Raw genomic sequence first — 26,968 nt, 5'->3', positions numbered from 1 at the left:
GGGAATACCAGTTTAAATAAACAGTAAGGTTGAACTATGATAATTCAAACTCCATTAATTACAATGTCCAAAACGTTCCGGGCTAAAGTTGTCAAAATGTGGATTATGGGGACTGACCTATCAGCAGCACAGGGAGCAGCACAATTAACCAAAGTTGCTGTTGAAAATGGGCTTATCGGACGCGATAAGCCTGTATTTGGTGCGCCCTTTACATCATGGACTATGAGAAAAGTTGAAACTCCACTATGGGCAGCTAAAGTGGTACTATTGATGCTACTTGAATCCAAATGGATGCCTTCAAATGATGAAGAATGGGCTGGTTTAGCAACGATATTTTTGACGATGAGTAAATCAACACAGTTAGCTGATTTACTTGTACAATTACCACAACATATCTCTTCTCATGTAGCGATTACTGGCTGGTTATGTGCTGCAATAGAAGAATTAGAGCGTTTTAACATTGTTAAGTGGCATGAAAAGAAACTAGGCAAATCTACATGAAATTTTCAGATATTGGTGACATTTTTTCACAAACTGGTCGGAAAGGAACGGCTATAGCTGTATTTTTTTATATGCTAGATAAATATGACGATGGTGTGAATTTGGTTAGCATTGATGAATTAGTCAATGTAACTAACGTTGCAAAAGAAAATCTATCCGGTTTATGCAGTCGTTTAAGAAAAGCAGATTTGTTAATAATCAAGTATATAACACCGGATGGAATTATATATAGTGAGAGAAAGAGCCGTTTAAATACCAAGTCTAATTATCAACTTTCAGAAAAGGTTCTCCATTTGTTTAGGCGACAAGGGGAGGACCCAACAATTTCACCATGAAATCATAATCACCATCTTTCTTCGCATAGTAAAACCTCTAACTCACTGTAAAAAATAAAATAAGCAAACGCCGGCATCGAGCTACAACTGATCAAAGCAGCATGAACAAGGGAAGTGTATATAGCTTGAAGTGTTAAATAAAGTGAGTTTGATTTATACTATGAATGGGTATTTTACCCTTCGTAAAGTTTTAACTAGAAACCCCGCACGTTGCCGCGTCGGGTTTCACTTTCTCTATTTCAAAATGAAATAATTAATAAAACGATAATTTACAATAAGTTGATATAATTCAGAGTTTGTAAAGTGCTTTAAGAGGTAAATGTGAAGATTAAACGTATTTCACAGTCAGAGTGGGATCTTGTTTATCCAGCATTAGAACATTTGTCTATAAAAACCATTAAAACAGCACGTGATATACTAGGGGTTGTTGATGTTTTTCGGGGGATTATTAGACAGCATGATGATTTGATATAATTACTTTCGCCAAAAAACAACCAGACCTCACCATCATGCCGAGAACAATGTTAACAGATCTCTACTGGAATAAGCTATCCGCATTCATGCAACACACCGGTTGGATTTATGATAAACCTGAACACCGTTTGACCTTGGAAGGCATTATTTATCGGATGAGAACAAGCATCCCCTGGCGCGATTTACCCACAGAATTCGGCAAATGGAATACGGTCTTTTCGCGTTTCAACGCTTGGTCAAAGAGAGGTATTTTACAGATTATTTTCAAAGGGTTATCTGAGATTGCAGATACAGAGTGGTTGTTCATTGATGGGACTATCGTTCGGGCTCATCAACATAGTGCTGGAGCTGCTTCAGATAACGACGAGGCGATAGGCAAAAGTCGTGGTGGACGTTCAACCAAGATCCATTTAGCGGTAGACAGCGGAGGCTTGCCCGTTCATTTTGAACTTTCGGGGGGGCAGGTTCATGACAGTGTTCACGCAGAAAGCCTTATTTCCAAGTCTCCCACTTCCGAAGCAGTTATTGCTGATAAAGGATATGACAGTCAGCGTTTCAGGATGTTTATTAAACAACGGGATGCGACTCCAGTGCTCCCTTATCGTAAAAATAGTCGAAAAACAGACCAGGGTATTGATAAGTGCTTATACCGTTATCGCCATTTAGTCGAGAATGCTATTGCTCGAATTAAGCATTTTCGAGCAATAGCAACGAGATACGATAAACTTGAACGGAATTATACCAGTATGGTGGCACTCGCATTCATCATTGTCTGGTTGCCGATGTGGGTTGATTGAATAATGACTTTAAAACATCAACAGCCCCTAGATCATAAAAAATTTTTTCACATTCTTATTTTTATATATGCCTCAATAATAACCATAATATTTCGACACTGTTTGTAAAATTTCTATAAATAGGGGAAATATAGATGCCCAGCTTGGTTTTACTTCAATGAAATTATTTTTTCTGGTATTTTTCCCCACAATGAAAAAGACTGCGTTGACCATTCAGGAAATATATGACTGTGATGTTCTACACATTCCATGGAACGAGTTTAAAGTTGGAAAAAATTAGTCGTGAGAATATTATTTTTAAAGCATCTTCTTACTATAAAAAAGGGTGATAATAGTCAATTTCGTAACAGAGCACCACATAACCCGGCAAGTCCTGCAGCACCAGATTCACGAAAGCGGTTCATAAGACGCTGAGTCTGGCGTTCCGGTAGATTCAGCTGACGGGCAGCATCCCGCCGGAGCATACGTTTTTCAACAACAGTATCCAGATGTCTCCATGGAGAGCATAAAAATGTGTGGGCACTTGAGTTGTTTGGCTGTAAAATAGGTAATTCAACCGGATTATGACCCATGAATACTTATACCGTTAAGTGGTTCTCATCCATGTCAACCCTCTGGTTTTGCGACGCTTTAGGTTGCCAGGTGAAACTTCTTTAACTGTTTGGCCGCATAAGTGCCCCACACATTTTTATGCTCTCTATAGCTATGATGGATTTGCGCCAAAGGAGACCTTTCGTAATAAGTCGTCAAGGCGGTGCCGATGATGTTCGCTCAGAGGCGCATTTAATATCTTGTAAATGCGCCGATTGACGCGTGTAATTGCCTCTCCACAAACTCGCTCAATAACAGTCAGTACTGGCAAAATGACCCGTCGCTGGCGAAGTATCTCCAACGCATGTTCTGCGAGTAACAGTCCTTTGTCGGTCTGCATCGCAAGCTCAGCGACTGTTTGTACCAAAATTCGAGCCATTCCAAACGTTGACAACACGAGATAAGTACGCAGTTCCTGAAAATGTTCGCGCCGGGTTTCATCGCGTTTCCCATACTTTTCCCATGTGCTTGCATCACCTTGTATCTGTCTGGCGATCCATTCGATGATCAACGCTGGCAACTGAGTGTCGGTTCCCAGCGCATACCCTGGATAGCGCAGCAGGGCAAGCTGAACTGCAAAACCCAGTCGGTTGGCCTGCCCGCGGTATTGTTGAATCAGCGCCATATCAGACTCATTGAAGGTGTAAAAACGGATCAAATCCTCCTGATTTTCCGGCATAGCAAGTAGGTTGATACGTTCATTGATGGAAAGAACTGAGCGGCGCGGCATCGTCAGTTATCCATTTTCAGGTATTGATAGAGTGTTTCGCGGCTGATACAAAACTCGCGCGCCAACTGCGTTTTCTTTTCACCGGCAGCAGCGCGACGCCGTAGTTCGGCACGGCGATCTGGTTCTAGTGCTTTCTTGCGCCCCCGGTAAGCCCCGCGCTGCTTAGCAAGAGCAATACCTTCGCGTTGTCGCTCGCGGATCAACGCCCGTTCGAATTCGGCGAACGCTCCCATGACAGACAGCATCAGGTTTGCCATCGGTGAATCTTCCCCAGTAAAACAGAGATGCTCTTTAACAAATTCGATGAGTACGCCGCGCCGCGTCAGCGTTTGTACGATACAACGCAAATCGTCGAGATTGCGAGCCAGTCTATCCATACTGTGTATCACGACGGTGTCGCCTTCACGTGCGAAACTGATGAGTGACTCCAATTGCGGGCGCTTCACGTCCTTTCCCGATGCCTTATCGGTAAAGGTTCGGTCAACCTGAATACCTTCAAGTTGCCGTTCTGGGTTTTGGTCGAACGTACTCACCCGGATGTAGCCAATGCGTTGTCCTTTCATGCTAATTTACCTGACACCAACCAACATGTTTTCAATCAAACGGGTCATTGTTTCTTTTTGCGTCGGTGCTGATTCTGCGACAAGCAACGCTAACGCAGCGAGTCCAATGTCGTTTATAACAGGCTGTCCATCTCGCATCAGTGCGTTGTTATTGCTGAGGAAGTCAACAAACAAAAAAGCAGCGGTACGTTTGTTACCATCAGACAAAGGATGATTTTTGATGACGAAATACAGTAGATGTGCCGCCTTACGTTCAATGGTTGGATAAGCAGGCTCACCGAATACGGTCTGGTCGAGGTTACCGAGAATAGCTTCGAGTGCATCACCGCGTTCAAGACCAAAAAGCTCACTGGCCTCATTCCGTGATATAAGATCCGCTTTTAACCCAGTGATGGAACGTCTGACTTCGTCAATAGAGGGCATAAGCCCGCCCGTTGTTCCCTTGGGCTCAATCAATGAACCTTCATCGTAGCGTTGCAATAGCAAGAAGGTTTGAATATAACGGCTAACAATTTCAACCAGACCTCTGCCGGTTTCGACAATGAGACTGGGAGATTGCGCCGTCTTCCTGACTAATGCCAGCGCGGCTTCCAGTTCGGCTGCGTTGCGCTCGAAACGGGTGCGATCCAGCGACCACCCTTGCATCAAGTGGTCGCGTAGAACACCGGTTGCCCATTGACGAAATAGCGTACCCCGTTTCGAATTGACACGATAGCCGACAGAAATGATGGCATCAAGATTGTAATGTTTGATTTTTCGGGAAACGGATCGAGGCCCCTCTTGTTGAACTACCGAGAAATCCTCGGTAGTTGCTATTTCCGTCAATTCACCACTGGCATAAATGTTTTTGAGGTGCAGGCTGATGTTATCGGTCGATGTTTCTAAAATTTCCGCCAGTTGCCGTTGTGTGAGCCAAAGTGTATCGCCTTCCAGCCTTACCGAAACTTTATCCCCATTGCTTGGTTGATAAATGACAAGTTCGCCCATTTCATTGCCTTTTGTGTTCTGAAGTGTCAGGAAAGACTCTATGACCTTTAATGATTGGTGTCAATAAATTCAAAAACTGATTCTATTCTGACACTCTTTGTATTCTGACACTCTTTGTATAAGGTATCTGACATCAGGATAGGGTATAGCCCAAGCTGACACTATCTTGATTGATTTAAAATAAATCAGTATGATTAACTTTGAATCAAATAAAAATAAGGAGTCGGTAAATGAAGAGCAACATGACACAAGCAACAACCAAGGTACTGACCGCACACGTGCCACTGCCGATGGCCGACAAAGTTGACCAGATGGCAGCCCGACTTGAACGTTCACGTGGCTGGATCATGAAACAGGCACTTTCTGCATGGATCGCCCAGGAAGAGGATCGGGATCGCCTGACCCAAGAGGCGCTGGCAGACGTGGATACGGGTCGGGTTATCGATCATCTGGAGGTGCAGGCTTGGGCTGACAGCCTCGGTACCGACATGCAACTGCCGGTGCCATGTTGATGGAACTGAAGTGGACCAGTAAGGCGCTCTCTGATTTGGCGCGCTTGTATGAATTTCTGTCTCTGGCTAACAAGCCAGCTGCTGCTAGAGCCGTGCAGGCACTGACTCAGGTTCCGACCATTTTGCTAACCAACCCTCGTATTGGGGAACAACTGTTCCAGTTCGAACCACGGGAGGTTAGGAGGATTTTGGTTGGGGAGTACGAGATTCGTTACGAGGTTGTTGATTCAATCATCTACGTGCTGCGGTTATGGCATACCCGAGAAAACCGTTGAGATGGCAACGTCGTCCCTAAGCCAGGTTATGACCTGGGCTTTTAGCAGGAATACACATGAAAACGTCAACGGACTTTGAAAAAATAGCCGGCTATCTCACGGTGCTGGAAGAACAGCAGGCGATTGTGACGGACATGATAAACGAGATGGCAGAAGCCAAGAATGATGCTTTTGATGCCATCTTGGAGTCTAAAGCTTCGCTGAATCTGGCAACGGAGGCACTGAAACAGCAATTGGCAGAGCTGGATGTGGTTAAACGGAGTGCTATAAATTCATTGGATATGACAGCACTCCAGTTTAGAGAACTGGCTAAAACCGTACCGAATGAACTTGGCCAGAATATTATGGCTATTATCCAACAAACGGATATTGCGGGGGCTGTCCGGCAGAGAACGGATGCCCAGATGGAGGCGATAGTCACACAGGTTGACACGATGACTCAGCGTGGTAGTGGCTTTGTGGATAAAATTGCGAGCGCGGAACGTGATCTTACATCGCTTTATGACCAGTTGAAAAAGAACCTTTGGAAAATTGTCGGAGGAACGATACTGTCTACAGCGCTGGTTACGACTCTTGTCGTTGGGTTGAGTGCCAAATTTTTCTTCAGTGCAAGGTGTGGACAGAAATTACTCCGCCATATACAACACTTATCAGCTGGTCGAGCAGCTTAAAACGCAATGCCATACCCCAACAGGGAAACTTGATCCGGTTCCCAATAACTCAGGAAATCTAAAGAAAAAATAGCGGAGTCCGATAAAATATGAGACAAAATTCAAATGAAATATATAATATAAATGGAGTTGTAAAATGAAATATGACCCACGCTTAAGAACATTTGTTGAAGATGATTATAAATATGAAGATCATCTTAATTTTAAAAAACAAATAGAAGATCAAAAATATAACCGTATGCTATTGGAGCTGGAGAGTCAATTTAAACTAAACCAAGAGATTAATTGCTTTATTGACAGAAGAGGAAGCTATAGCTTATATGAAAACACTAGATCATAATTTCTATAATTCATGGAAGAATAATATTAAAACTATCTATTCATATACTGACCCAGTTTCATCATTTGCTGGTAATATCCATGATTCTGTTGGAGTAGCAAGAATAGCAAATGACTTAAGAAGTTTCGGTGTGAACGCAACAGAGCATTTTGGTAAGGATGGAAGAAGATATATAAGGTTATCAGGTTACCCTAGTGTACGAGACTATTTAAACGCCGCAAGATACCTTGCTAATAATCCACATATAGTGAATTTTGGGGTAGGTACACTAGGTGTTGAAGCTGGAATTGCGCAAGGTGCTAGATTCGGTATAGTATTCTCAGCTGCATATAGACTAGTTGAATTAATATTTAAAGATGAATATGGACTGGTTGATTTGTTTGTTAATTTAACAATGGATGGTGCAAAATTAGCTGTATCAATAGGTATTGCTACGGCTGCTAAGACTCTAATTATTTCTCCAATCTTAGCTGTAGGGGGAAGTCTTATGCTTGTATCTCTTGGAGTTTTTGCTATTGGGTTATTAGCTTCTCTTTCTTTATATTGGTTAGATGACCATTTTAAAATTAGTGAAACTATAATTAAACATTTAAAAAATGGTAAAAGAAATAATATTCCTGTAGGAACACCTACGGCAGATCAATTTTTTAATATGTGGGGTAGGTTTAGCCGTGGTTAATAAAAATAAAACTAAATTATATTTGGGGGTTTTATTAATTCTTTTTATGGTAGTGTTATCTGTGTTTTTTTCATTGAATGATTATGTCGGTTTTTTTAATAGTGATGGTGTTATTACATTTTCATGGAAAAGCGCGGGAGCTATTTGGTTTAGTCCTGTATTGATTTATATTTCTTCTATTTTATATAGAATTTCATTGGGTAAAGTGAAACGTCTTAATAGTAAAATAGGGAATTATGTTTCATATGTGTCAATAACAGGGTTTATTCTTACTTTATTTGTATCTTTTTATGTTGATGATAAATTAAAAAATGAGGGGTATGTAACATGTGATAAATCTTCGTGGATGGCACCAAATAAATATGTTAGGGATATTTCACTTTGTCACTAATTATTAATAATAAAGAGCATATGCTTAGTTATGTCGAGTAACCAGAAGGCTACTCGACATAACTAAATAAGATTTCAAAATTGCAGGACACTTGCATGAAAAAGTATTTAGTGTTTTATGTTTATTAATAATTTCTATCTTCCCATATGCTATAAGCAGATGTGCCGGCTGTTATATGATTCCATGAGATGGATTTATAATTGAGTGTAACTCTTTCATATGGCATGGCATCAAAATCATTTATAGAATGCGGGTATATACAAGAAACATCTGTGATAGTGGCTTCCGTGATTTTGACTTCATAGAATAATTCCAATTGACCAGCTTGGCCTGTTCTGTAAAAAACAAAAGCGCCATTTAGAGATTCGTTTGAATCTATAGCCATCGCTAATAATGGTGACGATTTATCTACGGGTTTAATAAATTGTATGGGTTGATGACCGACATTCTGTTGTCGTGTAATTGAATGATTCAGACTGAGTACCTGTATTTGATCCTCGTGTCCGTATTGATATCTATTTCCTATTGAATCTAGGGTTGAACACCCCGCAGATATGAGACCTTGGTTTTTACCATTTAAAGACAAGTAAATCATGTATGACATAAAAATACCATCCTAGGTTGTGTCCCTTAATATCAATTAATAGTATTATTATCTGATTGATTTCGATGCAGGAACGAAATGATGGCACGTTACGACATTTCTGATGACGCCTGGATATTGATAGAATCTTGTTTGCCCCCTGTACGTTCAGGGCGGGCAGGACGTCCACATGTTGAACACCGCCGTGTGATGAATGGGATGTTCTGGGTGTTATGTTCAGGTGCGCCCTGGCGCGATTTGCCTGAACGCTACGGTCCCTGGAAAACGGTTTATAACCGATTTAACCGTTGGTCAACATCAGGCATTATCAATAAGATATTTAACCGATTACTGTCTACTCTGGATGAAAAATGCCTCATAGACTGGTCTGAAATTTGTCTGGATGGCAGCCATGTTCGTGCCAGTAAAGAGGCTGCCGGGGCGAAAAAAAACATCCCGATATCGCTGACGACCATGCGTTGGGTCGCTCACGCGGTGGTTATGGCACCCAAATCCACCTGGCAACTGACGGAAAGGGATTCCCACTCAACCTGATGTTGACGGCAGGCCAGGCCCATGAGAGTCAAACGGCTATTCCTTTGCTTGATGGCATTGGCGTCCAACGCAAGAATGGCTTTATGAAACGGCGTGGCAAAGCGGTGTTGGCAGATAAAGGCTATTCGGGAAGAAAACTCCGCGGTTACCTGCGCAAATTGAGAATAAAGAGCATTATTCCTTATAAAATCAATGAAAAAGGGCATAGTGATGGTCGTACACAATTTGATGAACAGGCTTATTGTGACCGTAATGTTGTCGAACGCTGTTTTGGTTTTTTGAAAGGTAATCGACGTATTGCCACCCGCTATGAAAAAACAGCACGAAACTATCTGTCGATGGTGAAATTAGGCTGTATTCGACTCTTTTGCCGGAGATTATATAATTAAGGGACGCTACCTAGAGCGGATACCGCAGTATGGCTAATCGCCTTGCCGGGTAAACCTAATATTTGGCCGTTTTTCCCAATTAAATTGGCCCCTTCCGCATTAATCTGACTACCAATATTAGACAGCAAAGCCGTGGTGAAATTGTCTTTAAAGCTGCCGCCATTAATCGTTGTCCCCAGACTGGCACCGATAATGGACTGGCCCGCGACCCGTTGAGCTACCTTACTCCAGTCATGATTGCTCAGTTGGGGTAAGGTGGCTTTTGTCGCATTATCCCATCCCATCACCGTGTCAAAGCCCGCCAGTGCGCCGCCCATTGCCATGGACGTGAAAGTGGATTTAACCGTGTCGCTGCTGCCCATCGCCTTTAAGGTTTTGGATAAGTCTCCCTGATTCTCCACCAGAGCGACCGCTGCCTGAGAGGCCAGCGCCGCCATGCCGGAAGCCGTCGCGCCGTAAGCCATTGAGCCCACGGTAGCGGCGGTGCTGGCGGTCGCCCCCGCTGCCGTCGCCGCTGAACCTGCCGTGCCTGCGGCTGATCCGGCCACCGAAGCCGTTATGCCTGCGCCTGCTGTCACAGCAGCCACCGCAATCGCTATCACCGCTGAAGCCACCGGATTCAAATGTTGGCTCTTATAATCCCAGCGGTCATACGCGTCTTTGACTAAGTTCCATTGCACATCCTGACTTTCATTGAGCCCTTTCAGCCAGGTGGTTTCCGGGGTATTACCGAGGACGGAGACAACATTTTGTAACGACTGACCATTTTTAGCTTTAATATCCGCGTTGATCCCGTTGGCGGCCTCTACGGTGAGTTTTCCACCGAGATGAATAGCGGGAAGCACCCAGGTATTTTCGGTGTAACCTTTATCTGTTTGCTTGATGTAGAACCCTTTGGAATGGGTAATCGTTTGCGCAAAGGTGCTGTTTTTTACCGCTTTAAAATTAACCTGACCGTGAGTACTGGTCAGTTTGGCATTTTGATGGGTGGCGTGCTGGCTTCATAAGTGCTGTCATCCCGGCTTAACAGGTTAATATCACCGCCGGCGGTAAATTCAGTCACTTTGTTCGTGACATCATGACGGGTGCGTGTGGTGGTTTTCTTTTTGCCATACCACCGACGTTTGGTCTCTGTTTTCTCATAGTGACTGGATTCTTCCATCGCCTGAGCGTACAGATAACCGCCTTGTGCCGCGATATCCATCGCCCCTTTAGCAGCCAGTTTGGTGGACTGGAAAAGAATACTGCCGGTTGAGATAACCGTGAGTATGCCGCCACTGGTCAGTTCAGTGCCCTGCTGAGTCACGGATTCGGTGAATTCCCTGTGACCTTCCCGGTAGGTGTGGTTCTGAACCGGTTCAAAACGCATATTGCCGCCGGAGGAGAGGGTGACATCACCATCAGAAGTCAATTGAGCGCCCACGGTGGTGAGGGTCCCATTTGCTGCTATCGTCAGTTTTTTATCACTCCGGATTTGAGCAATAATATGTCGGTCATCTTTGTTGTTATCATTAGCCGGGTTAATTACAGCATATGCCAGGGACGGTAATGTGATATTTCTTCCGGCGGATAGTAATGTATTACCGTTAGCCTGTATCTGAACCGCTTTCCCATTAATATCCCCGCCACTCATTATACTGATATTATTCTTTGCGGTGATTTTGCTGCTGAGTTCTGTTGAGTCTAGAGGCAGGATATGATCTTGACAGGTTAATTCTGCGGAGCTCAAATCAATATCTTTCCCCGAAGAGGTATCTGAGCCTTTAGCGGAAATAGTATTTCCAGCATGGATTGTCAGTGATTCAAGGGTATTTAACACCCCTGATATGGGTGCGTTATGCCTGTTTGCTGTCTTTAATTTTGCAAAATTATAGGTGTCCGCATGGTTTTCTACGGTCACATTATTACTTGCTATCAGAGCGATATTTTTACTCGGTTGTAAATAGACGTTTTGTAACAGGAGATTTTTACCCGAGTGGATAGTTAAATTATTAACAGCATCCAGTTTATTGGATACAGGATGATCATGGGTACTGTGTTGGCGCCAAAGATAACCGAATTGATCACCATTATGAAATAGAATATCTCCATGACGGCTAATAGCGGTGATATCCTTTCCTTTTATATCACTTTGCCAGATATTGATATTATTGACGGCAGCCATAGATAAATTATTGGCTGTCGAAAGTATTGAATTTTTAAGGGTAATATCGTTTTCAGAAATGATGTTTAAATCATTAGCCGCGTTGATTTTATCTTTGAGGGTGATTTCTCCACTGTGTAATAAGATACTTTTAGCCGACAGTATTTCCGGCAGCTTTTCACTATTGGCGGGAAGCTCATAATAGAATAGCGGCGTCAGTTTTCAAGTGTGATTTGATTGTTTAGCGGTGTTTTTAAATAAACTGACTGACTAAAAGTCTGAATAATTTTACGGACTTTTAATGATTCAAGGCACAAATTTAAATAAAAGGGGTAGATTCACATAATAAGTGCCAGATCGTTAATCTGGAAGTAAACATGTTCGTATCCCTTTAAATAGTCATGGCAGGGCAGTTAAATGTAGAATAACCGGAGGATAACATTGTTGGTGAATACATTAAACATGGCAGGGAATAAACCGTTTTTAGAATGGCGCTTTCATCAGGCGGTTTATCCTGCCAGATCTGATGCAAATGCAGCCGTCCATAATCATGCAATTCATTGCACAGCAGTTTCTATTTTAAATAAATCAATCCCAGCTATTTATTACATGATCGCAGCAGCGGGAGGGGATTCAATTCCCTGTGGTCAATCCCAGCGCAGCCAGACAATTGAATAATCTGAGTGGCTTACCAACCCCGGAGGAGAGATTTCAGCGAATTGTGATCGCAGTTTGGTCGTTTCTCGCTGTATTATAATACCTCTTCAACAATGGTTGCACCATCATGGAAGCCATTGGGAGGAATTGAATAAGGACCCTCCTGTTATCCAGGTAGGGAACGTCTATACCGTCGAATAAAGACAAGAGAATGATCATGCGTAAAGTCACTTTAACACTGGTTACCGCTGTTTTTGCTTTTGGCCTGAATGGATTTTCGCAAGCAAAAATATTGATGCCTGCTCAGGTTAATCAAGGTGTCACGGTTGTTGAATTAGCTCAACAGCAGGCAGTGAATTGGGTTTCTATCGAGCAAATCGAGAAAAGCCTGTCAGGTCAGCCACCTATGGCTGTTGGTTTTGATATTGATGATACTGTTATGTTTTCAAGTCCAGGTTTCTATCGCGGTAAGTTAGCGTTTTCCCCAAACGATTTTAGTTATCTGAAAAATCCTAAGTTCTGGGAAAAAATGAATAACGGTTGGGATCAGTTCAGTATTCCCAAGAAGGTGGGGATTAAGTTGGTGGCAATGCACTTGAAACGCGGTGATAACATCTATTTCATTACTGGTCGCAGTAAAACCACGACTGAAAATGTTACGCATTACTTGCAGGAAGGTCTGAATATTCCCGCAGATAAAATGAATCCGGTTATTTTTGCCGGAGATGAACCTGGTCAGAATAATAAAGTCAGTTGGATGAAAGAAAATAAATTGAAAATTTATTACGGTGATTCAGATGCAGATATTGCTGCCGCCCATGAGTTGAATATTCGGGGTGTCCGTATCCTGCGTGCTGCAAATTCTACTTATCAACCATTGCCTAAAGCAGGCCGATTTGGTGAGGAAGTCATTGTTAATTCACAGTTTTAATGCCATGTTAATTATGTTGGTTGAGCTAGGAACAAGGCTTAAATTTCTTGAAAAAGACGTTTCGGCGTCTTTTGGTACTTTTTTATTTGGTTTTCTTGCGGTTGCTGATTATATTTCCTGTGTGGACAAATAATTTATAAAGTAATTAACTTATTATTTTCCTTAGATTAGATTCTGGATCTGCCATAGTTAGAATTAATTTATGAGAATGTTCTGAGGGTGGGTATGCTGATTATGGTAAAAAGAGCGATAAAGCCGCTGTGCATTTTGGTTATTTACAGTACATTAATGGTGGCTGGCTATGCTTTAGCCCATCAGCAGAATAGGCTGATGGAAAGTGATATGCAGGATCTGTCAAAAATGCAGACTGAAAAGGTGTCTGAGACAGCAATATTTAAACAAGTACACATTCAAACTTCTGCGGTTGCACAAGAAGAGAATCGCAGAGTGCTTCGAAGCTGGTTACCGGAGCAAGTTAAGCCCATTTTCTTTGACCGATTGGTTAGTCTGTATTCATCTAACCAGATGCAACCTTTATGGCAGGACAAAACGGCTATTCAGCGTTTTGAACAACAACTTTTAGAACTGGCATTGGCGGGGTTTCAGCCGCAATTCGGCCAATGGCTGATTGAACTCAATGATCCTCAATTGAGCGATAGGGGGCGTGATCTCATTTTATCTGATGCTATGTTAGGTTATTTGCAATTTGTCTCCGATGTCAGTCATCAGGGTGAAAACTGGCTCTATCGCACGACACCATACAAAATTGTTTTACCTTCACCTGCAATCATAGACCGGTGGCAGCAAGCGATTACAGATCGCAATGTGGCCGCTTATGTTGCAGCATGGATGCCACAGCACTCTCAATATGAAAATATGCATAAGGAGATGATGAAACTATTGGCTGAAAGTAAATCGTGGCCACAGGTTTCTGGCAAAGGTGCATTAAAACCGGGGCAGAGTAGCCCGGATATCACTGCTTTAAGAGAAATACTTATCCGTACCGGCATGCTGAAGAATGCGACAACTCAATCAGGTAATATCTATGACGCTGAATTGGTAGCCGCAGTAAAAAATTTCCAGCAGTGGCAGGGATTGGCACCCGATGGCGTGATGGGTAAACGCACCAGAGATTGGCTGAATACGTCACCTCAAACCAGAGCTGGGTTAATGGCGCTTAATATCCAGCGTTTGCGGATTGTCCCAGGGCATGTTTCCACTGGAATTATGGTCAATATTCCTGATTATTCGTTGCATTATTATCTTAATGATCAGGAAGTGTTGAACTCGAAAGTGATCGTTGGTCGTCCAAGCCGTAAAACGCCAATGATGAGTAATGTGCTGAATAATGTCGTGATTAATCCTCCCTGGAGTGTGCCAACCAGCCTGACAAGAAAAGATATTGCGCCGCGGGCGGTTAATGATCCCGGATATTTCCAGCGCCGGGGGTACGTTATTTTTTCAAACTGGCGTGCTGATGCCAGTGTGATTGATCCTTACACTATTGATTGGAATGTGATTACACCGGCTAATTTTCCTTATCGGGTATGGCAGGCTCCGGGGCCAGCTAACTCATTAGGCCGCTATAAGTTTAATATGCCAAATTCTGATGCCATTTATTTGCACGATACGCCGAATCATAGCCTGTTTAGCAAAGATATCAGGGCGATCAGTTCTGGTTGTGTCAGGGTTAATAAGGCGTCAGAATTGGCAAGTATGTTACTGGGAGATGCTGGCTGGACTCAAAGCAAGGTAGATAGTGCTTTGAAACAGGGCAATACCGCTTATGTCAAGATCCCACAGCGTGTTCCTGTTTATTTGTATTATTTGACTGCTTGGGTAGATGAGCAGGGTGTGCCTCAGTATCGCACTGATATTTATGGCTATGATAACAGTGTGCGACAGGGTTCCCCGTTTTTGTCAAAGTTGTTGCATTTACAAAACTAAATGCAACTAATTTTCATTATGCGTTGTCACAGAGACCAGTTGCCTGATGGCCTATTTTTTCATAATCTGGGTAGATGTTTCTTCATGGATATAATCGATCATAATCGCCGCAAGTGGCTGGGTGTGGGGGCTGCTGCGTTAGGCTTGAGTTTGTTACCGGGGCATGTTTTTGCGACGTTGACCACTCCCCGCCCCCGGATCTTACGTTTTGACAATTTACATACGGGCGAAACGATTAAAGCCGAATTTTTCGATGGCCATCGTTACAATAATGATGAGCTGGCTCGCCTGAATCATCTGTTTCGGGATTACCGGCAAAATAAAGTCAAAACTATTGATCCTCAGTTATTTGATCAGATTTATTTGCTGCAAATGATGATGGGCATAAATAAGCCTGTACAACTTATTTCTGGTTACCGCTCACTGGTGACCAACAATCAGTTGCGCAAGAAAAGTAAAGGCGTGGCTAAACAGAGTTACCATACTCGCGGGCGGGCGATGGATTTCCATATTGAAGGTGTTGATCTTAGGCATATTTGTAAAGCTGCTCTGAAAATGAAAGCGGGTGGTGTGGGGTACTATCCACACAGTAATTTTGTTCATATTGATACAGGTCCCGTCAGGACGTGGTAATCTGGTGAGTAACTATTTTGTTTTGACTATGGAGTAAATGAAATAATGAAATACCAAATTATTCCTGTGACTGCTTTTATGCAAAATTGTACCCTTATTTGGAATGATGAGAGTAAGGAAGCGGCAATTGTTGATCCGGGCGGTGAAGCGGCAAAGTTGATTACTGAGATCGAAAGCCGTGGCCTGAAATTGACCCAGATTTTATTGACTCATGGTCATTTTGACCATGTTGGTGCAACAGCCGAAGTCGCTGAACATTTTAATGTTCCGGTTTACGGACCACAGCAGGAAGATGCTTTTTGGATCGAAGGCTTGCAGGCTCAGAGCCGGATGTTTGGCATTGAGGAATGTGCATCATTTGAACCTGACCGCTGGCTGAATGAAGGTGATGAGTTACATGTTGGCGGGGTCGGTTTGTCTGTATTGCACTGTCCGGGCCATACACCCGGGCATGTCGTATTTGTGAATCATGCAGATAAATTGATTTATATGGGGGATGTACTGTTTAAAGGGGGGGTTGGACGCAGCGACTTTCCACGTGGTAATCACCAGCAGTTAATTAATTCAATTAAAGATAAACTTCTGCCACTTGGTGATGATTATAAATTTATTCCAGGGCACGGGCCAATGTCTACGCTGGGTTATGAACGGCAGACTAATCCATTTTTACAGGATGAAGTACCAAGTTGGTGATGTGGAATTGAATAAGAGTCGGTTTGGGTTTTGGAGGATAGTTGTCCGATTGGCAACGATATCAGACGATAAAAGCCGCTGAAATTGAGCGGCTTTTTCATAGTCAGGTGAATGTTGATTCAGAGTACCGTAACAATGGCTTCACACAGTGGAGCCATATTTTCCAGTGTCAGGCCAGCGACGTTAATACGACCGGAACTGACGGCGTATATACCAAATTCTGTACGCAGGCGTTCAACTTGCTCTTTTGTCAGTCCACTGAATGAAAACATACCATTCTGGTTGATAATGAAGCTAAAATCTTGTTTTGTACCTTTTTCTTGTAAGGTGTTCACAAACAGTTGGCGCATACGTTGAATACGTTCGCGCATGGTGGTCAGCTCTTGTTCCCAGGCGGCTTTTAGTTCTTCATTTGACAAAATAGTAGCGACAACCGATGCACCATGAGAGGGTGGGTTGGAATAGTTAGCACGGATAATGGCTTTAGCCTGGCTGAACGCTTTTTCTGCTGTATCGCTGTCACCGGCAACGATAGTACAGGCTCCCACACGTTCATTGTACAAGCCAAAATTTTTGGAATAAGAGCTGGCAACAATCAGTTCATTATGATTTTTCGCAAAAATACGCAGGCCTTCTGCGTCTTCGTTCAGACCTTTGGCAAATCCTTGGTAAGCGAAATCAAAAATGGGCAGCCAGCCTTTTTCCGCCGACATTTCTGCCAGTTTGGCCCACTGGGCTGGGGTTGGATCGATACCCGTCGGGTTGTGGCAGCAGCCGTGGAACAGAACAACATCACCCGCCTGAGCGTCAGACAGGCTTGCCAGCATGTCTTCGAAATTTAGGGCGTGTTTTTCAGCGTCGTAGTATTTATATTCGCGAATGTCCAGACCCGCGGCAGAAAAAACATTTTTATGATTCGGCCAGGTTGGATTGCTAATCCAGACTTGTTTAGCGTTAGTCTGTTTGGCAATAAAATCCGCAGCAATACGCAAAGCACCTGTACCACCTGGGCTTTGCACTGTACGGGCGCGTTTGTCTGTTACCACCGGGTGATCTTTACCAAATAGCAATTCTTGCGTCACAATGCCAAATTCGGCTAAGCCGCTAATCGGCAGGTAATTCTTTGTTGCTTCGTTTTCCAGCAGATATTGTTCTGCTTTCTTGACACTGGGCAGAACCGGGGTTTTTCCTGTTTCATCTTTATAGACACCGATGCCAAGGTTGATTTTATTTGTACGAGGATCAGAACGGAAAGTATCGGCCAAGCCAAGAATGGGGTCGGCAGGCGCTGCTGTGATTTTCTCAAACATGTTTGTGATTCCAAAGCTCAGGGTTAAGCCTAAAAGGGTAGTCAGGTTAACGCCGCAGAAACAGTTTGCCAACTGTTTGTAGCAAAAAGAATAAAATCTTGTGAGGCAGTTTGCGGAGTGAGAAAAAGTTTAGATAACAGCAAGAAAAGATAGAATAAAAAAGCAGCGCTTGAGCGCTGCTTTCGTTTAAAGATGGTTAACTTATTCAGCTAAACATATTTATCAATGGTCATTAGAACTGGTAGACCATACCGACACCAACAACGTTGTCAGTGCTGATGCCCATTGCTCTGGTGAATTCGTTTTCATCCAGCAGGTTGATTTTGTAATCAATATAGGTAGTCATGTTTTTGTTGAGGCTGTAGAAAGTACCAACAGAGACATATTTAACTAGATCGTGGTTGCCAGATTCTTTCTCTTCCCCTTTAATGTCACCGAACAGGCTTTTACCTTTAGACTGTACGTATGCCAGAGATGGACGCAGGCCGAAATCAAACTGATACTGAGCCGTTAATTCGATGTTCTGGGTTTTGTTGGCGATATTTTCCCAGTTTTCACTATCAACTTTTCCACCGAAGCGAGTCATATTACGGGTTTCACCGTACATTGCCGCCAGGTAGATGTTGTTGGCATCGTATTTAGCACCGATGTTCCACGCTTCAGCGCGGTCACCTAGAGCAGCAGAACCAGCAGGTCCTTCTTTCGGGTCATAGCTAAAAGTGGTTTTTTGTGCAGAAGTACGGGCAGAGTTAGAGTATGCGCCACCGACGCTGATACCGTAACCTGCGTCATAAATCGCAGCGAAACCGTAACCATCACCGTTGTCTTTACGGTTGCCACGATTATTTGAGGTGTTGTCACTGTTCTCACCCTGATATTGCAGGGCAAAGCTCAGACCATCAACCAGACCGAAGAAATCGCTATTACGGTAAGTTAGCAGACCTGTAGAACGACCAGTCATGAAGTTGTCAGTTTGAGCCATAGAGTCACCACCAAATACTGGCAACACGTCGGTCCAAGAGTTGACATCATAAACAACACCGTAGTTACGACCATAGTTCAGTGAACCGTAGTCGGAAAATTTTAGGCCCGCGAAAGCCAGACGCGTTTTGGTTTCTTCATCAACGGCTTCTGCACGGTTACCTTTGATATTGTATTCCCAACGACCAAAACCGGTCAGTTGGTCATTGACTTGAGTTTCACCTTTGAAACCCAGACGGGCAAAAGAGTTATCACCATCTTCGCCGCTGTTGTTGTTAGCGAATTGGTGACGTACTTCAACTTTACCGTACAGGTCCAGTTTGTTACCGTCTTTATTATAAATTTCAGCTGCATTTGCTGCGCCAGCAGCCAACAGAGCTGGAATTATCACTGCAAGAACATTGCACTTCGTCATTATTATTACCCTCATTGGTGTTATATCGGACACCCGCCACTGCCAAAAATAATTCTTTAAAAATCTACGGAACTATTTGTGAGAGTTTAGTGTCGTCTGTTTCTCTGTCAAGTGTTTCATTGGTTGTTATTTTTATCCACTCACAAAGTGCTACAAAAAAGAAAATTTAGTAAGAATTTGCAACAAAGTGTTTCAAAATGTAAATGAGGGGTTGTTTTTTGAACTCTGGTCTGTCCAGTCGGTCAGAGAAGTGGAAATGAATCGCTGTCTGTGAAGAAGAAAAATTATCTGTTTAGCTTAGTGAAAAGAGTAAAATACGGTGTTTGTTTTATCATCAGATTTTTTTATAGGTAACTTGTTGATGTTCTTGTCTGTATGCCATGTACTATTTTTCAACAGATGAGATGACTGATGATTATTTTTCTTGAAAAAAAGAATAGCGCTCGCTTAAGTGAGCGCTATCACATATTAATTGGGTTTTCTGTATTTATTTCAGTTGAATTTAGAACTGATATACCAGACCTACGCCAACCGCGTTATTGGTGTTAACGTCGAAATATTGGGTAAATATGTTGTCTTTTACCAAATTGATTTTGTAATCAATATAGGCAGACAAATTTTTGTTGAAGTTATAATAAGAACCAATGGCGATATATTTTACCCAGTCCTGTTTGGAGAAAAAATTTGTCCCTTTGGATTGAACATATGCCAGAGATGGACGCAGGCCAGAATCGAACTGATATTGAGCCGTTAATTCGAGATTCTGGGTTTTTGCCGAGACAACATCTTGGTAACCGAAGGATGTCATATTGTGGGTTTCACCGTACATCGCTGCCAGATATACGTTGTTTGCATCGTATTTAGCACCAATGTTCCAGGCTTCTGCTCTTTCACCGCGAGCGACAGAGGTAACGAGTCTTTCATGTATTATTGGGCGGTCAGCGTTAGAGTAGGCACCCCCCACGCTGATACCGTACCCAACATCATAAGTTGCGGAGATGCCAAAACCATCACCATTACTGCCACCATTAGGTTTGATGATGTCGCCTCGCTTACGCAGTGAATTACGACCATTTTTGTTGTCGTCGTCATTCTTACCCTGGTATTGCAGGGCAAAGTTTAGGCCATCAACCAGGCCGAAGAAATCCGTGTTACGGTAAGTCAGGACTCCTGTGGCACGATTCGTCATGTAGGTGTCAGCCTGAGACATGGAATCAGCACCAAATACTGGTAGTACGTCGGTCCAGACGTTGATGTCATAGAGAACGCCATAGTTACGACCGTAGTCCACAGAACCGTATTGAGCGAATTTTAGGCCAGCGAAACCCAGGCGGGTTTTGTTGCCTTTGGCACCGTCTAATTCAGCGTTGTTAGCCTGAATCTCGTACTCCCAGCGTCCATAACCCGTCAGTTGGCTATTGATTTGAGTTTCACCTCTGAAACCCAGACGCATGTAGCTTGCATCACCATCCTCACTATAGGTAGGGTCTGTATCTGATTGTTGGGTAATTTTTGCGAATTGATGACGTGCATCAACTTTGCCATACAGATCGAGTTTGTTACCGTCTTTGTTATAAATTTCAGCGGCGTTTGTTGCCCCAGCGGCTAATAATGCTGGGATGACCACTGCAAAAATACTACCTTTCATTAATTGTTACCTTACATTGCTTCATTAAATACCATCATTGGTGTTACCCGGACTTTTGTTACTGTCAGAAATAATTCCTTTAAGAAAATCTTTGAAACTATTTATGAGATCACCGTGTTGTCCGTGTCGGCGCACAGTCTTTCATTGGTAGTGAGCTCGATCCACCATTAAATTGATACAAAGTGACGATTTTTGTAACAAAGTGAAAATAATATGTGTGAAAATGTAAATACGAGCAGATTTTTGATCGAAAATTGGATTAAAGAAATAAAAAAGCCAGCTTTCGCTGGCTTTATATACATCATAATTTTTTAATATTTACTTTATGGAATTATCAAAAATTGGCGCTTCTTGGAGTGCGAGGGAATGGGATAACATCACGCACATTTGTGACGCCTGTTACATAAGCGACCAAACGCTCGAAGCCTAATCCGAATCCGGAATGAGGAACAGTGCCATAGCGACGCAGGTCACGGTACCACCAGTAGTCTTCTTTATTCAGCCCCATTTCTGCCATACGCTTATCCAGCCTATCCAGACGCTCTTCACGTTGTGAACCGCCGATAATTTCACCAATGCCCGGTGCGAGAACATCCATTGCCGCAACGGTTTTACCGTCGTCGTTCATTCGCATATAGAAAGCTTTAATGTCTTTTGGATAGTTTTTCACTACCACTGGAGCCTGAAAGTGTTTTTCTGCCAGATAACGCTCATGTTCTGATGAGAGATCAACACCCCAGAATACCGGGTTTTCAAATTTTTGGCCGCAATTTTGCAGGATTTCAACGGCGTCGGTGTAATCAATTTGAGCAAAGTCAGAATCGATAAATTTCTCCAAACGGGTGATAACGTCTTTATCCACACGTTCAGCAAAGAATTGCAGATCATCAGCGCGTTCTTCTAATGCGGCTTTGAAAACATATTTCAGCATATTTTCAGCCAGTGCGGCGGCATCGTTGAGGTTAGCGAAGGCAATTTCTGGCTCAAGCATCCAGAATTCTGCCAGATGGCGGCTGGTATTAGAGTTTTCAGCGCGGAAAGTCGGGCCGAATGTGTAAACTTTGCTTAATGCACAGGCATAGGCTTCGCCGTTCAACTGGCCGGATACGGTCAGGAAAGCTTCGCGGCCGAAGAAATCTTGGTTGAAATCCACTGCACCTTTATCAGTTAAAGGCAGGTTTTGCAGATCCAGCGTGGAGACACGGAACATTTCACCGGCACCTTCTGTATCCGCCGCCGTGATCAGCGGGGTTGAAACCCAGAAGTAGCCATTTTCATGGAAGAAACGGTGCAGAGCTTGCGCAAGGGTATGACGCATACGGGCAACCGCGCCAATCAGGTTGGTGCGTGGCCGTAAGTGAGCCACTTCGCGCAGGTATTCAATGCTGTGGCGTTTGGCAGCCATCGGATAGGTATCAGGATCTTCAACCATACCGATCACGACAACTTTCGTCGCTTGCAGTTCAAAACTCTGTCCCTGACCTAGGGAAGCGACAACTGTCCCTGTGACTTCGACAGAACAGCCGGTGGTTAAAGACAGAATGTCGTTCTGATAATTGGGCAAATTATTATTAACGACGGCCTGTAATGGATTAAAGCAGGAACCGTCATAGACGGCGAGGAAAGAGATACCAGCTTTAGAATCTCTCCTTGTACGGATCCAGCCGCGAACGGTGATTTCACTATCAACCGCAACCCGGCCTTGCAGTACGTCGACTACAGGCGCTACGCTCATAAATTTCTCTCTTCTTTTATCAATTCAAGTTAGTGAAAATGAATACCCCTACACAAGGGGCAACTTGTTCTATGTTACTTGCCATATTTCAGGAAACAAGTGGAAATCACTAATTTGAATGGTGAATAAGAGGGAAACCGGTTTTTCCAGATGTGCCGCTGCTTTATTTGCCAGCGGCACAGTTGCGTTTTATAAAAAGGGTGTCAACAAGCTTGCTTGACGGGTATATCAAAAGCGGCACGTAGCTTGTTAACAAACTCATTATCCTCACAGATAGTTTTGCCAGGGCTGTCTGACAGTTTTGCTACCGGTTTGCCATTACATTCGACAAGTTTGATAACGATGTTCAGTGGCTTAACGCCTGGAATGTTGCAGGTCAGCCGTGTGCCGATCCCGAAAATCAGGTTTATTCTGTTGTGGAAATGGCGATAAAGTGCCAGTGCTTTCTGGAAATCCAGGCTGTCAGAGAACACCAGGGTTTTTGTCATCGGATCGATGCCCAGCTTTTGATAATGGGCGATCGCTTTTTCACCCCATTCAACGGGATCACCTGAATCATGGCGTAAGCCCTGGTATCTGTTGGCAAACTGAGCATCAAAGTCTCGCAGGAAAGCATCCATTGTGATGCAGTCAGTCAGGGCGATACCTAATTGGTTGGGATATTCATTTAACCAACTGTGTAATGCCTCCCGTTGACTGTTTGCCAGTTCCGGGCTGATTTGCTGGTGGGCCTGAAACCACTCATGCGCCTGTGTACCAACAGGGGAGATCCCAAGCTGTTGTGCAAGTTGATAGTTGCTGGTGCCAATCAGGTAAGGGAAATTCTGTTGCAATTCATTGACAATGGCATGTTGAACACCGTGTGAGAAACGGCGGCGTGTGCCGAAATCCATCAGTTTGAAACGGGAGAGATCGATTCCTTCATTTTCCGCGTCTTGATAGAACAATTTAATTAATTTGCGAAGCTGGTTGACTGCATTTTCAGCTGCGTTATCCGGCGAGTGATGGCGGTGAACCAGCTCACTGAGCAGGGCCAATAATGGTACTTCCCACATAATCACTTCATGCCATAATCCTGAAATACGGATAGCTAACTGACCACTACCGGTTACAGAAATATTGACTTGCTGTGGATTAAAACGAAAGGTTTTGAACCAATTTAGATAATCCGCCTTGAAAAAAGGCAGGCTGGAAAGGTAATTAAACTCAGCATCGGTTAATGCCAAATCCGCCATCATATTAACCTGATGGTGTAATTCTTTGGCATATTCACCCAGCAGTTCATCACTGCGGCAGCGAAACTCTGCAACGACAGGTATGTGGCTGTAACGGTGGTACACGGCTTGTTGCATATGAAGTTTATAAGCGTCAGTATCAAGCAGTGATTTAATAATCGGGGTAGCGTCTAGGGTCATAGCGCGTTATGCATCCTCACGGAGCCTATTCGTGTCAGCTAAATCGATAAAGTTGGAAGAGTATACCGGGATTATTTTGTTATTGAAGTCACATAACATCATATCGTTCACCAGAAAATCGAAATTAAAAAGGTCTTTGGTTAAATGTTATCATGTTATTTGATCATTAAGTGATAACAAGCACCAAATAGTAAACATATTCTTTACATAACATCATACTCGTTCTTAATGCATGTTTAATGCCAGAAGGTGCGTTATTTCAATCTTGAACTTTAACCTCTTTCTGTGGCAGCGTAAGATTTGGGATTGAATGAATTCCATAAGTATGAAACGACAAAAAGGTTTCTTATGACACAACAGCGACAAGCTAAATACCGCCGGGATTATCGCGCTCCGGACTATACGATTTCTGATATTGAACTTGATTTTAATCTTGATGCTGATAGCACAGAAGTCACCGCCATTAGCCAGATAAAACGTCTGAGTCATGAAATAACGCCATTGGTGCTGAATGGTGAAGACTTGACGCTGAAAAGCCTTCATGTGGATGGTCAACCGTGGGAACATTACCGTGAGCAGGGTGAAACTCTGGTCATTGAGCAGTTGCCGGCCCAGTTCACTTTGAAAATTGTTAATGAGATCCACCCAACGAAAAACACCGCTCTGGAAGGTTTGTATGTCTCTGGCGACGCACTTTGTACCCAGTGTGAAGCAGAGGGTTTCCGTCATATTACCTACTATCTTGATCGCCCTGATGTACTGGCTCGTTTTACAACCCGTATTACAGCTGATAAAGCCAAATATCCGTATCTGCTTTCAAATGGTAACCGGGTTGAACAGGGGGAAACGGATGATGGGCGTCATTGGGTGAAATGGCAGGATCCATTCCCAAAACCAAGTTATCTGTTCGCTCTGGTTGCGGGTGATTTCGATGTTTTGCGCGATACTTTTATCACCCGTAGTGGCCGTGAAGTTGCACTGGAGTTGTTTGTTGACCGTGGTAATCTCGACCGGGCTGATTGGGCAATGACGTCCCTGAAAAATGCCATGAGATGGGATGAAACCCGTTTTGGTCTTGAGTATGACCTGGATATTTATATGATTGTCGCGGTGGATTTCTTCAATATGGGTGCAATGGAGAATAAGGGCCTGAATGTTTTTAACTCCAAATATGTGCTGGCAAAATCTGAAACGGCGACGGATAAAGATTATCTTGGTATAGAAGCCGTGATTGGTCATGAATATTTCCATAACTGGACCGGTAACCGTATCACTTGTCGCGATTGGTTTCAGCTGAGTCTGAAAGAGGGGTTGACGGTATTCCGTGATCAGGAGTTTAGCTCTGATCTTGGTTCTCGTTCTGTTAATCGTATCAATAACGTGCGCGTTATGCGTGCGGCACAGTTTGCCGAAGATGCCAGCCCAATGGCACATCCAATTCGCCCTGATAAAGTGATTGAGATGAATAACTTCTATACAGTAACTGTGTATGAGAAGGGCGCGGAAGTTATCCGTATGATGCATACCCTGCTGGGTGAAGAGCAATTCCAGGCAGGGATGCAGCTTTATGTTCATCGTCATGATGGCAGTGCTGCAACATGTGATGATTTTGTTCAGGCAATGGAAGATGCATCAAATGTCGATCTGTCTCTTTTCCGTCGCTGGTATAGCCAGTCTGGTACACCGGTGCTGACCGTTCGTGATGAATATAATGCGGAAAAACGGCAGTATAAGTTGCATGTCAGCCAGATGACCCCTCCTACCGCTGATCAAAAAGAGAAACAACCTCTGCATATTCCACTGGATATTGAGCTCTATGACAGCAAAGGCCATGTGATCCCACTGCGTTATGATGGTCAGCCAGTTCACCATGTGCTGAATGTCACCAATGCAGAACAGACGTTTGTATTTGATGATGTGCCGTCATTGCCGGTTCCTTCTTTATTACGGGAATTCTCGGTGCCAGTGAAACTGGATTATCCATTCAGCGATCAGCAATTGGCATTTTTGATGAAACATGCCCGTAATGCGTTTTCCCGCTGGGATGCGGCTCAGTCGCTGATGGCAAACCATATCAAACGGAATGTTATCCGTTACCAGCAGAAGCAACCGATCGAACTGCCAATGCATGTGGTCGATGCTTTCCGCGCGGTGTTGCTGGAGAGTGATATTGACCCGGCTCTGGCTGCTCATATTCTGACTTTGCCGTCAGAAGGTGAGATGGCGGAATTATTTGCGATAATCGATCCAAAGGCGATTCATGAAGTTCTGCATACAATCACCCGTACTTTGGTGCAGGAAATGGCGGATGAGTTTGCTGTGGTTTATAACGCTATCAATATAGGTGCATACCGCGTCGATCATCAGGATATTGCCAAACGTTCTCTACGTAATATCTGTTTATATTATCTGGCCTTTGGCTCTCAAGAGCAGGCCGATAAACTGATATCAAATCAATATCATCAGTCTGACAATATGACTGATGTATTGGCGGCGTTATTTAGCGCGGTGATAGCGGAGCTGCCTTGCTGTGATCAATTGATGGCAGAATTTGATGAACGGTGGCATCAGGATGGCTTGGTTATGGATAAATGGTTTAGTTTACAAGCAAGTAGTCCGGCGGCAGATGTTCTCGCTAATGTGCGTAATCTATTGAATCATCGTTCATTTAGCATGAGTAACCCAAACAGAGTGCGTGCTTTGATTGGTGCATTTGTTAACAACCCGATTGCATTCCATGCTGAAGATGGCAGTGGTTATCAGTTCCTGTTGGAAATGTTGGCTGATCTTAACAGCCGTAACCCACAGATTGCTTCCCGTTTGATTGAACCATTGATTCGTCTGAAACGTTATGACGAAAAACGCCAAAGTATGATGTGTAACGTATTGAATCAATTGAAAGGGCTGGAAAATCTGTCTGGTGATCTGTTTGAAAAAATCACTAAGGCGTTAGAAAGCTGATAACTATTTATCGGGCTAATGGTTATTTAGCCCGATATTCTTTTTGCCCTATTTTCTTGGATAATAAATTTCTGCTTGCCATCCGTTTACTTTCGGATCAGATCTTATTAAGATGCCCGGCGCTTA

The 26,968-nt window shown here is 43.5% G+C and carries 25 protein-coding genes and 3 pseudogenes; 17 read left to right on the top strand and 11 right to left on the bottom strand.

The annotated features are described in order from the left end of the window. Nucleotides 1-36: 36 nt before the first annotated feature. The 4 genes from ACUN2T_RS15855 (at nt 37) to ACUN2T_RS15840 (ending at nt 2,107) form a co-directional block, all read left to right on the top strand. Nucleotides 37-501, top strand: a complete 465-nt coding sequence (locus ACUN2T_RS15855) for a hypothetical protein (RefSeq protein ID WP_445493969.1) — start codon at nt 37-39, stop codon at nt 499-501. Further along, nucleotides 498-836, top strand: coding sequence for a hypothetical protein (locus ACUN2T_RS15850; RefSeq protein ID WP_445493968.1), 339 nt, complete (start codon nt 498-500; stop codon nt 834-836). Before ACUN2T_RS15855 ends, ACUN2T_RS15850 begins: the two co-directional genes overlap by 4 nt. 321 nt (nt 837-1,157) lie before the next feature. Beyond that, entirely contained in the window at nt 1,158-1,310 is a 153-nt protein-coding gene (locus ACUN2T_RS15845) for a hypothetical protein (RefSeq protein WP_445493967.1), read from the top strand. Nucleotides 1,311-1,345: 35 nt separating this feature from the next. After that, entirely contained in the window at nt 1,346-2,107 is a 762-nt protein-coding gene (locus ACUN2T_RS15840; RefSeq protein WP_445493966.1) for an IS5 family transposase, read from the top strand. 335 nt (nt 2,108-2,442) lie between these two features. On the opposite strand, the gene ACUN2T_RS15835 is transcribed toward ACUN2T_RS15840, so the two are convergent. The 4 genes and pseudogenes from ACUN2T_RS15835 to rhuM all read right to left on the bottom strand — a co-directional run bounded on the left by ACUN2T_RS15835 (nt 2,443) and on the right by rhuM (nt 4,978). Further along, complete coding sequence (locus ACUN2T_RS15835) at nt 2,443-2,679, bottom strand: hypothetical protein (protein ID WP_445497990.1); 237 nt, start codon at nt 2,677-2,679, stop codon at nt 2,443-2,445. Nucleotides 2,680-2,840: 161 nt separating this feature from the next. Beyond that, nucleotides 2,841-3,428 (bottom strand): annotated as a pseudogene (locus tag ACUN2T_RS15830) (DUF4158 domain-containing protein); the annotation flags it as partial. A gap of 2 nt (nt 3,429-3,430) precedes the next feature. Next, nucleotides 3,431-3,991: a recombinase family protein gene (locus ACUN2T_RS15825; protein ID WP_445493965.1), complete on the bottom strand. Its 561-nt coding sequence runs from the start codon at nt 3,989-3,991 to the stop codon at nt 3,431-3,433. A 6-nt stretch (nt 3,992-3,997) separates the two neighbouring features. Further along, nucleotides 3,998-4,978 carry a RhuM family protein gene (rhuM, locus tag ACUN2T_RS15820; RefSeq protein WP_445493964.1) on the bottom strand — a complete coding sequence of 327 codons (981 nt, stop codon included), beginning with the start codon at nt 4,976-4,978 and terminating at the stop codon, nt 3,998-4,000. A gap of 230 nt (nt 4,979-5,208) precedes the next feature. On the opposite strand from rhuM, the gene ACUN2T_RS15815 reads away from it, so the two are divergent. The 6 genes from ACUN2T_RS15815 (at nt 5,209) to ACUN2T_RS15790 (ending at nt 7,846) form a co-directional block, all read left to right on the top strand. Continuing rightward, nucleotides 5,209-5,490 carry a CopG family ribbon-helix-helix protein gene (locus ACUN2T_RS15815; RefSeq protein WP_445493963.1) on the top strand — a complete coding sequence of 94 codons (282 nt, stop codon included), beginning with the start codon at nt 5,209-5,211 and terminating at the stop codon, nt 5,488-5,490. Next, nucleotides 5,490-5,765, top strand: a complete 276-nt coding sequence (locus tag ACUN2T_RS15810; RefSeq protein WP_445493962.1) for a type II toxin-antitoxin system RelE/ParE family toxin — start codon at nt 5,490-5,492, stop codon at nt 5,763-5,765. The genes ACUN2T_RS15815 and ACUN2T_RS15810 overlap by 1 nt, the downstream gene beginning before the upstream one ends. Nucleotides 5,766-5,821: 56 nt before the next feature. Then, the gene (locus tag ACUN2T_RS15805; protein ID WP_445493961.1) at nt 5,822-6,436 is read left to right on the top strand and encodes a hypothetical protein; all 615 of its coding nucleotides are present in this window, start codon (nt 5,822-5,824) and stop codon (nt 6,434-6,436) included. Between the two features lie 136 nt (nt 6,437-6,572). Continuing rightward, nucleotides 6,573-6,776 (top strand): hypothetical protein, encoded by a 204-nt coding sequence (locus ACUN2T_RS15800; protein ID WP_445493960.1) that lies wholly within the window; start codon nt 6,573-6,575, stop codon nt 6,774-6,776. After that, nucleotides 6,757-7,455: a hypothetical protein gene (locus ACUN2T_RS15795; protein ID WP_445493959.1), complete on the top strand. Its 699-nt coding sequence runs from the start codon at nt 6,757-6,759 to the stop codon at nt 7,453-7,455. Before ACUN2T_RS15800 ends, ACUN2T_RS15795 begins: the two co-directional genes overlap by 20 nt. After that, complete coding sequence (locus ACUN2T_RS15790) at nt 7,448-7,846, top strand: DUF1240 domain-containing protein (RefSeq protein WP_445493958.1); 399 nt, start codon at nt 7,448-7,450, stop codon at nt 7,844-7,846. The genes ACUN2T_RS15795 and ACUN2T_RS15790 overlap by 8 nt, the downstream gene beginning before the upstream one ends. Nucleotides 7,847-7,970: 124 nt before the next feature. Here the strand turns inward: ACUN2T_RS15790 and ACUN2T_RS15785 are convergent, their stop codons facing one another. Then, nucleotides 7,971-8,450, bottom strand: coding sequence for an Hcp family type VI secretion system effector (locus ACUN2T_RS15785; protein ID WP_445493957.1), 480 nt, complete (start codon nt 8,448-8,450; stop codon nt 7,971-7,973). A gap of 81 nt (nt 8,451-8,531) precedes the next feature. On the opposite strand from ACUN2T_RS15785, the gene ACUN2T_RS15780 reads away from it, so the two are divergent. Then, a protein-coding gene (locus ACUN2T_RS15780; RefSeq protein ID WP_445497893.1) for an IS5 family transposase occupies nt 8,532-9,373 on the top strand; the annotation gives its coding sequence in 2 pieces (ribosomal slippage) (nt 8,532-8,874 and nt 8,874-9,373; 843 coding nt in all). A 5-nt stretch (nt 9,374-9,378) separates the two neighbouring features. On the opposite strand, the pseudogene ACUN2T_RS15775 reads toward ACUN2T_RS15780, so the two are convergent. Beyond that, nucleotides 9,379-11,048 (bottom strand): annotated as a pseudogene (locus ACUN2T_RS15775) (DUF637 domain-containing protein); the annotation flags it as partial. Nucleotides 11,049-11,984: 936 nt separating this feature from the next. Between ACUN2T_RS15775 and ACUN2T_RS15770 the strand changes: the two are divergent. The 5 genes and pseudogenes from ACUN2T_RS15770 to ACUN2T_RS15750 all read left to right on the top strand — a co-directional run. Further along, a pseudogene (locus tag ACUN2T_RS15770) lies at nt 11,985-12,161 on the top strand (class II aldolase/adducin family protein); the annotation flags it as partial. A 229-nt stretch (nt 12,162-12,390) separates the two neighbouring features. Beyond that, nucleotides 12,391-13,104: an acid phosphatase AphA gene (gene aphA, locus ACUN2T_RS15765; protein ID WP_445493956.1), complete on the top strand. Its 714-nt coding sequence runs from the start codon at nt 12,391-12,393 to the stop codon at nt 13,102-13,104. Between the two features lie 234 nt (nt 13,105-13,338). Further along, nucleotides 13,339-15,051 carry a L,D-transpeptidase gene (ldtD, locus tag ACUN2T_RS15760; RefSeq protein WP_445497892.1) on the top strand — a complete coding sequence of 571 codons (1,713 nt, stop codon included), beginning with the start codon at nt 13,339-13,341 and terminating at the stop codon, nt 15,049-15,051. An 84-nt stretch (nt 15,052-15,135) separates the two neighbouring features. Continuing rightward, a complete protein-coding gene (locus ACUN2T_RS15755; protein ID WP_445493955.1) occupies nt 15,136-15,684 on the top strand; it encodes a DUF882 domain-containing protein in 549 nt (182 codons plus the stop codon). 45 nt (nt 15,685-15,729) lie between these two features. Further along, nucleotides 15,730-16,377, top strand: coding sequence for an MBL fold metallo-hydrolase (locus ACUN2T_RS15750; RefSeq protein ID WP_445493954.1), 648 nt, complete (start codon nt 15,730-15,732; stop codon nt 16,375-16,377). Between the two features lie 119 nt (nt 16,378-16,496). Here the strand turns inward: ACUN2T_RS15750 and ACUN2T_RS15745 are convergent, their stop codons facing one another. The 5 genes from ACUN2T_RS15745 to pncB form a co-directional block, all read right to left on the bottom strand. Beyond that, nucleotides 16,497-17,687 (bottom strand): amino acid aminotransferase, encoded by a 1,191-nt coding sequence (locus ACUN2T_RS15745; protein ID WP_445493953.1) that lies wholly within the window; start codon nt 17,685-17,687, stop codon nt 16,497-16,499. 232 nt (nt 17,688-17,919) lie between these two features. Next, nucleotides 17,920-19,083 carry a porin OmpC gene (ompC, locus tag ACUN2T_RS15740; RefSeq protein ID WP_445493952.1) on the bottom strand — a complete coding sequence of 388 codons (1,164 nt, stop codon included), beginning with the start codon at nt 19,081-19,083 and terminating at the stop codon, nt 17,920-17,922. A 502-nt stretch (nt 19,084-19,585) separates the two neighbouring features. Continuing rightward, the gene (locus ACUN2T_RS15735; RefSeq protein WP_445493951.1) at nt 19,586-20,731 is read right to left on the bottom strand and encodes a porin; all 1,146 of its coding nucleotides are present in this window, start codon (nt 20,729-20,731) and stop codon (nt 19,586-19,588) included. Nucleotides 20,732-21,065: 334 nt separating this feature from the next. Next, entirely contained in the window at nt 21,066-22,466 is a 1,401-nt protein-coding gene (asnS, locus tag ACUN2T_RS15730; RefSeq protein WP_445493950.1) for an asparagine--tRNA ligase, read from the bottom strand. Between the two features lie 203 nt (nt 22,467-22,669). Further along, nucleotides 22,670-23,881: a nicotinate phosphoribosyltransferase gene (gene pncB / locus ACUN2T_RS15725; protein ID WP_445493949.1), complete on the bottom strand. Its 1,212-nt coding sequence runs from the start codon at nt 23,879-23,881 to the stop codon at nt 22,670-22,672. A 348-nt stretch (nt 23,882-24,229) separates the two neighbouring features. Here pncB and pepN point away from each other — a divergent pair, with 348 nt between their 5' ends. After that, a complete protein-coding gene (gene pepN / locus ACUN2T_RS15720; protein ID WP_445493948.1) occupies nt 24,230-26,842 on the top strand; it encodes an aminopeptidase N in 2,613 nt (870 codons plus the stop codon). The last annotated feature ends 126 nt before the right edge of the window (nt 26,843-26,968 follow it).

Source organism: Photorhabdus machadonis (assembly GCF_052657765.1).
This window is presented reverse-complemented; position numbering and strand designations above follow the sequence as displayed.

Excerpts from the sequence above, each read along its gene's own strand:
- ACUN2T_RS15785 (WP_445493957.1), bottom strand. The coding sequence starts at position 8,450 with ATGTCATACATGATTTACTTGTCTTTAAATGGTAAAAACCAAGGTCTC.
- ACUN2T_RS15825 (WP_445493965.1), bottom strand. The coding sequence starts at position 3,991 with ATGAAAGGACAACGCATTGGCTACATCCGGGTGAGTACGTTCGACCAA.
- ACUN2T_RS15810 (WP_445493962.1), top strand. The coding sequence starts at position 5,490 with ATGGAACTGAAGTGGACCAGTAAGGCGCTCTCTGATTTGGCGCGCTTG.
- asnS (WP_445493950.1), bottom strand. The coding sequence starts at position 22,466 with ATGAGCGTAGCGCCTGTAGTCGACGTACTGCAAGGCCGGGTTGCGGTT.
- rhuM (WP_445493964.1), bottom strand. The coding sequence starts at position 4,978 with ATGGGCGAACTTGTCATTTATCAACCAAGCAATGGGGATAAAGTTTCG.
- ACUN2T_RS15735 (WP_445493951.1), bottom strand. The coding sequence starts at position 20,731 with ATGAAAGGTAGTATTTTTGCAGTGGTCATCCCAGCATTATTAGCCGCT.
- ACUN2T_RS15815 (WP_445493963.1), top strand. The coding sequence starts at position 5,209 with ATGAAGAGCAACATGACACAAGCAACAACCAAGGTACTGACCGCACAC.
- ACUN2T_RS15745 (WP_445493953.1), bottom strand. The coding sequence starts at position 17,687 with ATGTTTGAGAAAATCACAGCAGCGCCTGCCGACCCCATTCTTGGCTTG.
- ompC (WP_445493952.1), bottom strand. The coding sequence starts at position 19,083 with ATGACGAAGTGCAATGTTCTTGCAGTGATAATTCCAGCTCTGTTGGCT.
- pepN (WP_445493948.1), top strand. The coding sequence starts at position 24,230 with ATGACACAACAGCGACAAGCTAAATACCGCCGGGATTATCGCGCTCCG.
- aphA (WP_445493956.1), top strand. The coding sequence starts at position 12,391 with ATGCGTAAAGTCACTTTAACACTGGTTACCGCTGTTTTTGCTTTTGGC.
- ACUN2T_RS15795 (WP_445493959.1), top strand. The coding sequence starts at position 6,757 with ATGAAAACACTAGATCATAATTTCTATAATTCATGGAAGAATAATATT.
- ACUN2T_RS15840 (WP_445493966.1), top strand. The coding sequence starts at position 1,346 with ATGCCGAGAACAATGTTAACAGATCTCTACTGGAATAAGCTATCCGCA.
- ACUN2T_RS15850 (WP_445493968.1), top strand. The coding sequence starts at position 498 with ATGAAATTTTCAGATATTGGTGACATTTTTTCACAAACTGGTCGGAAA.
- ACUN2T_RS15835 (WP_445497990.1), bottom strand. The coding sequence starts at position 2,679 with ATGGGTCATAATCCGGTTGAATTACCTATTTTACAGCCAAACAACTCA.
- ACUN2T_RS15800 (WP_445493960.1), top strand. The coding sequence starts at position 6,573 with ATGAAATATGACCCACGCTTAAGAACATTTGTTGAAGATGATTATAAA.
- pncB (WP_445493949.1), bottom strand. The coding sequence starts at position 23,881 with ATGACCCTAGACGCTACCCCGATTATTAAATCACTGCTTGATACTGAC.
- ACUN2T_RS15855 (WP_445493969.1), top strand. The coding sequence starts at position 37 with ATGATAATTCAAACTCCATTAATTACAATGTCCAAAACGTTCCGGGCT.
- ACUN2T_RS15755 (WP_445493955.1), top strand. The coding sequence starts at position 15,136 with ATGGATATAATCGATCATAATCGCCGCAAGTGGCTGGGTGTGGGGGCT.
- ldtD (WP_445497892.1), top strand. The coding sequence starts at position 13,339 with ATGGTAAAAAGAGCGATAAAGCCGCTGTGCATTTTGGTTATTTACAGT.
- ACUN2T_RS15805 (WP_445493961.1), top strand. The coding sequence starts at position 5,822 with ATGAAAACGTCAACGGACTTTGAAAAAATAGCCGGCTATCTCACGGTG.
- ACUN2T_RS15750 (WP_445493954.1), top strand. The coding sequence starts at position 15,730 with ATGAAATACCAAATTATTCCTGTGACTGCTTTTATGCAAAATTGTACC.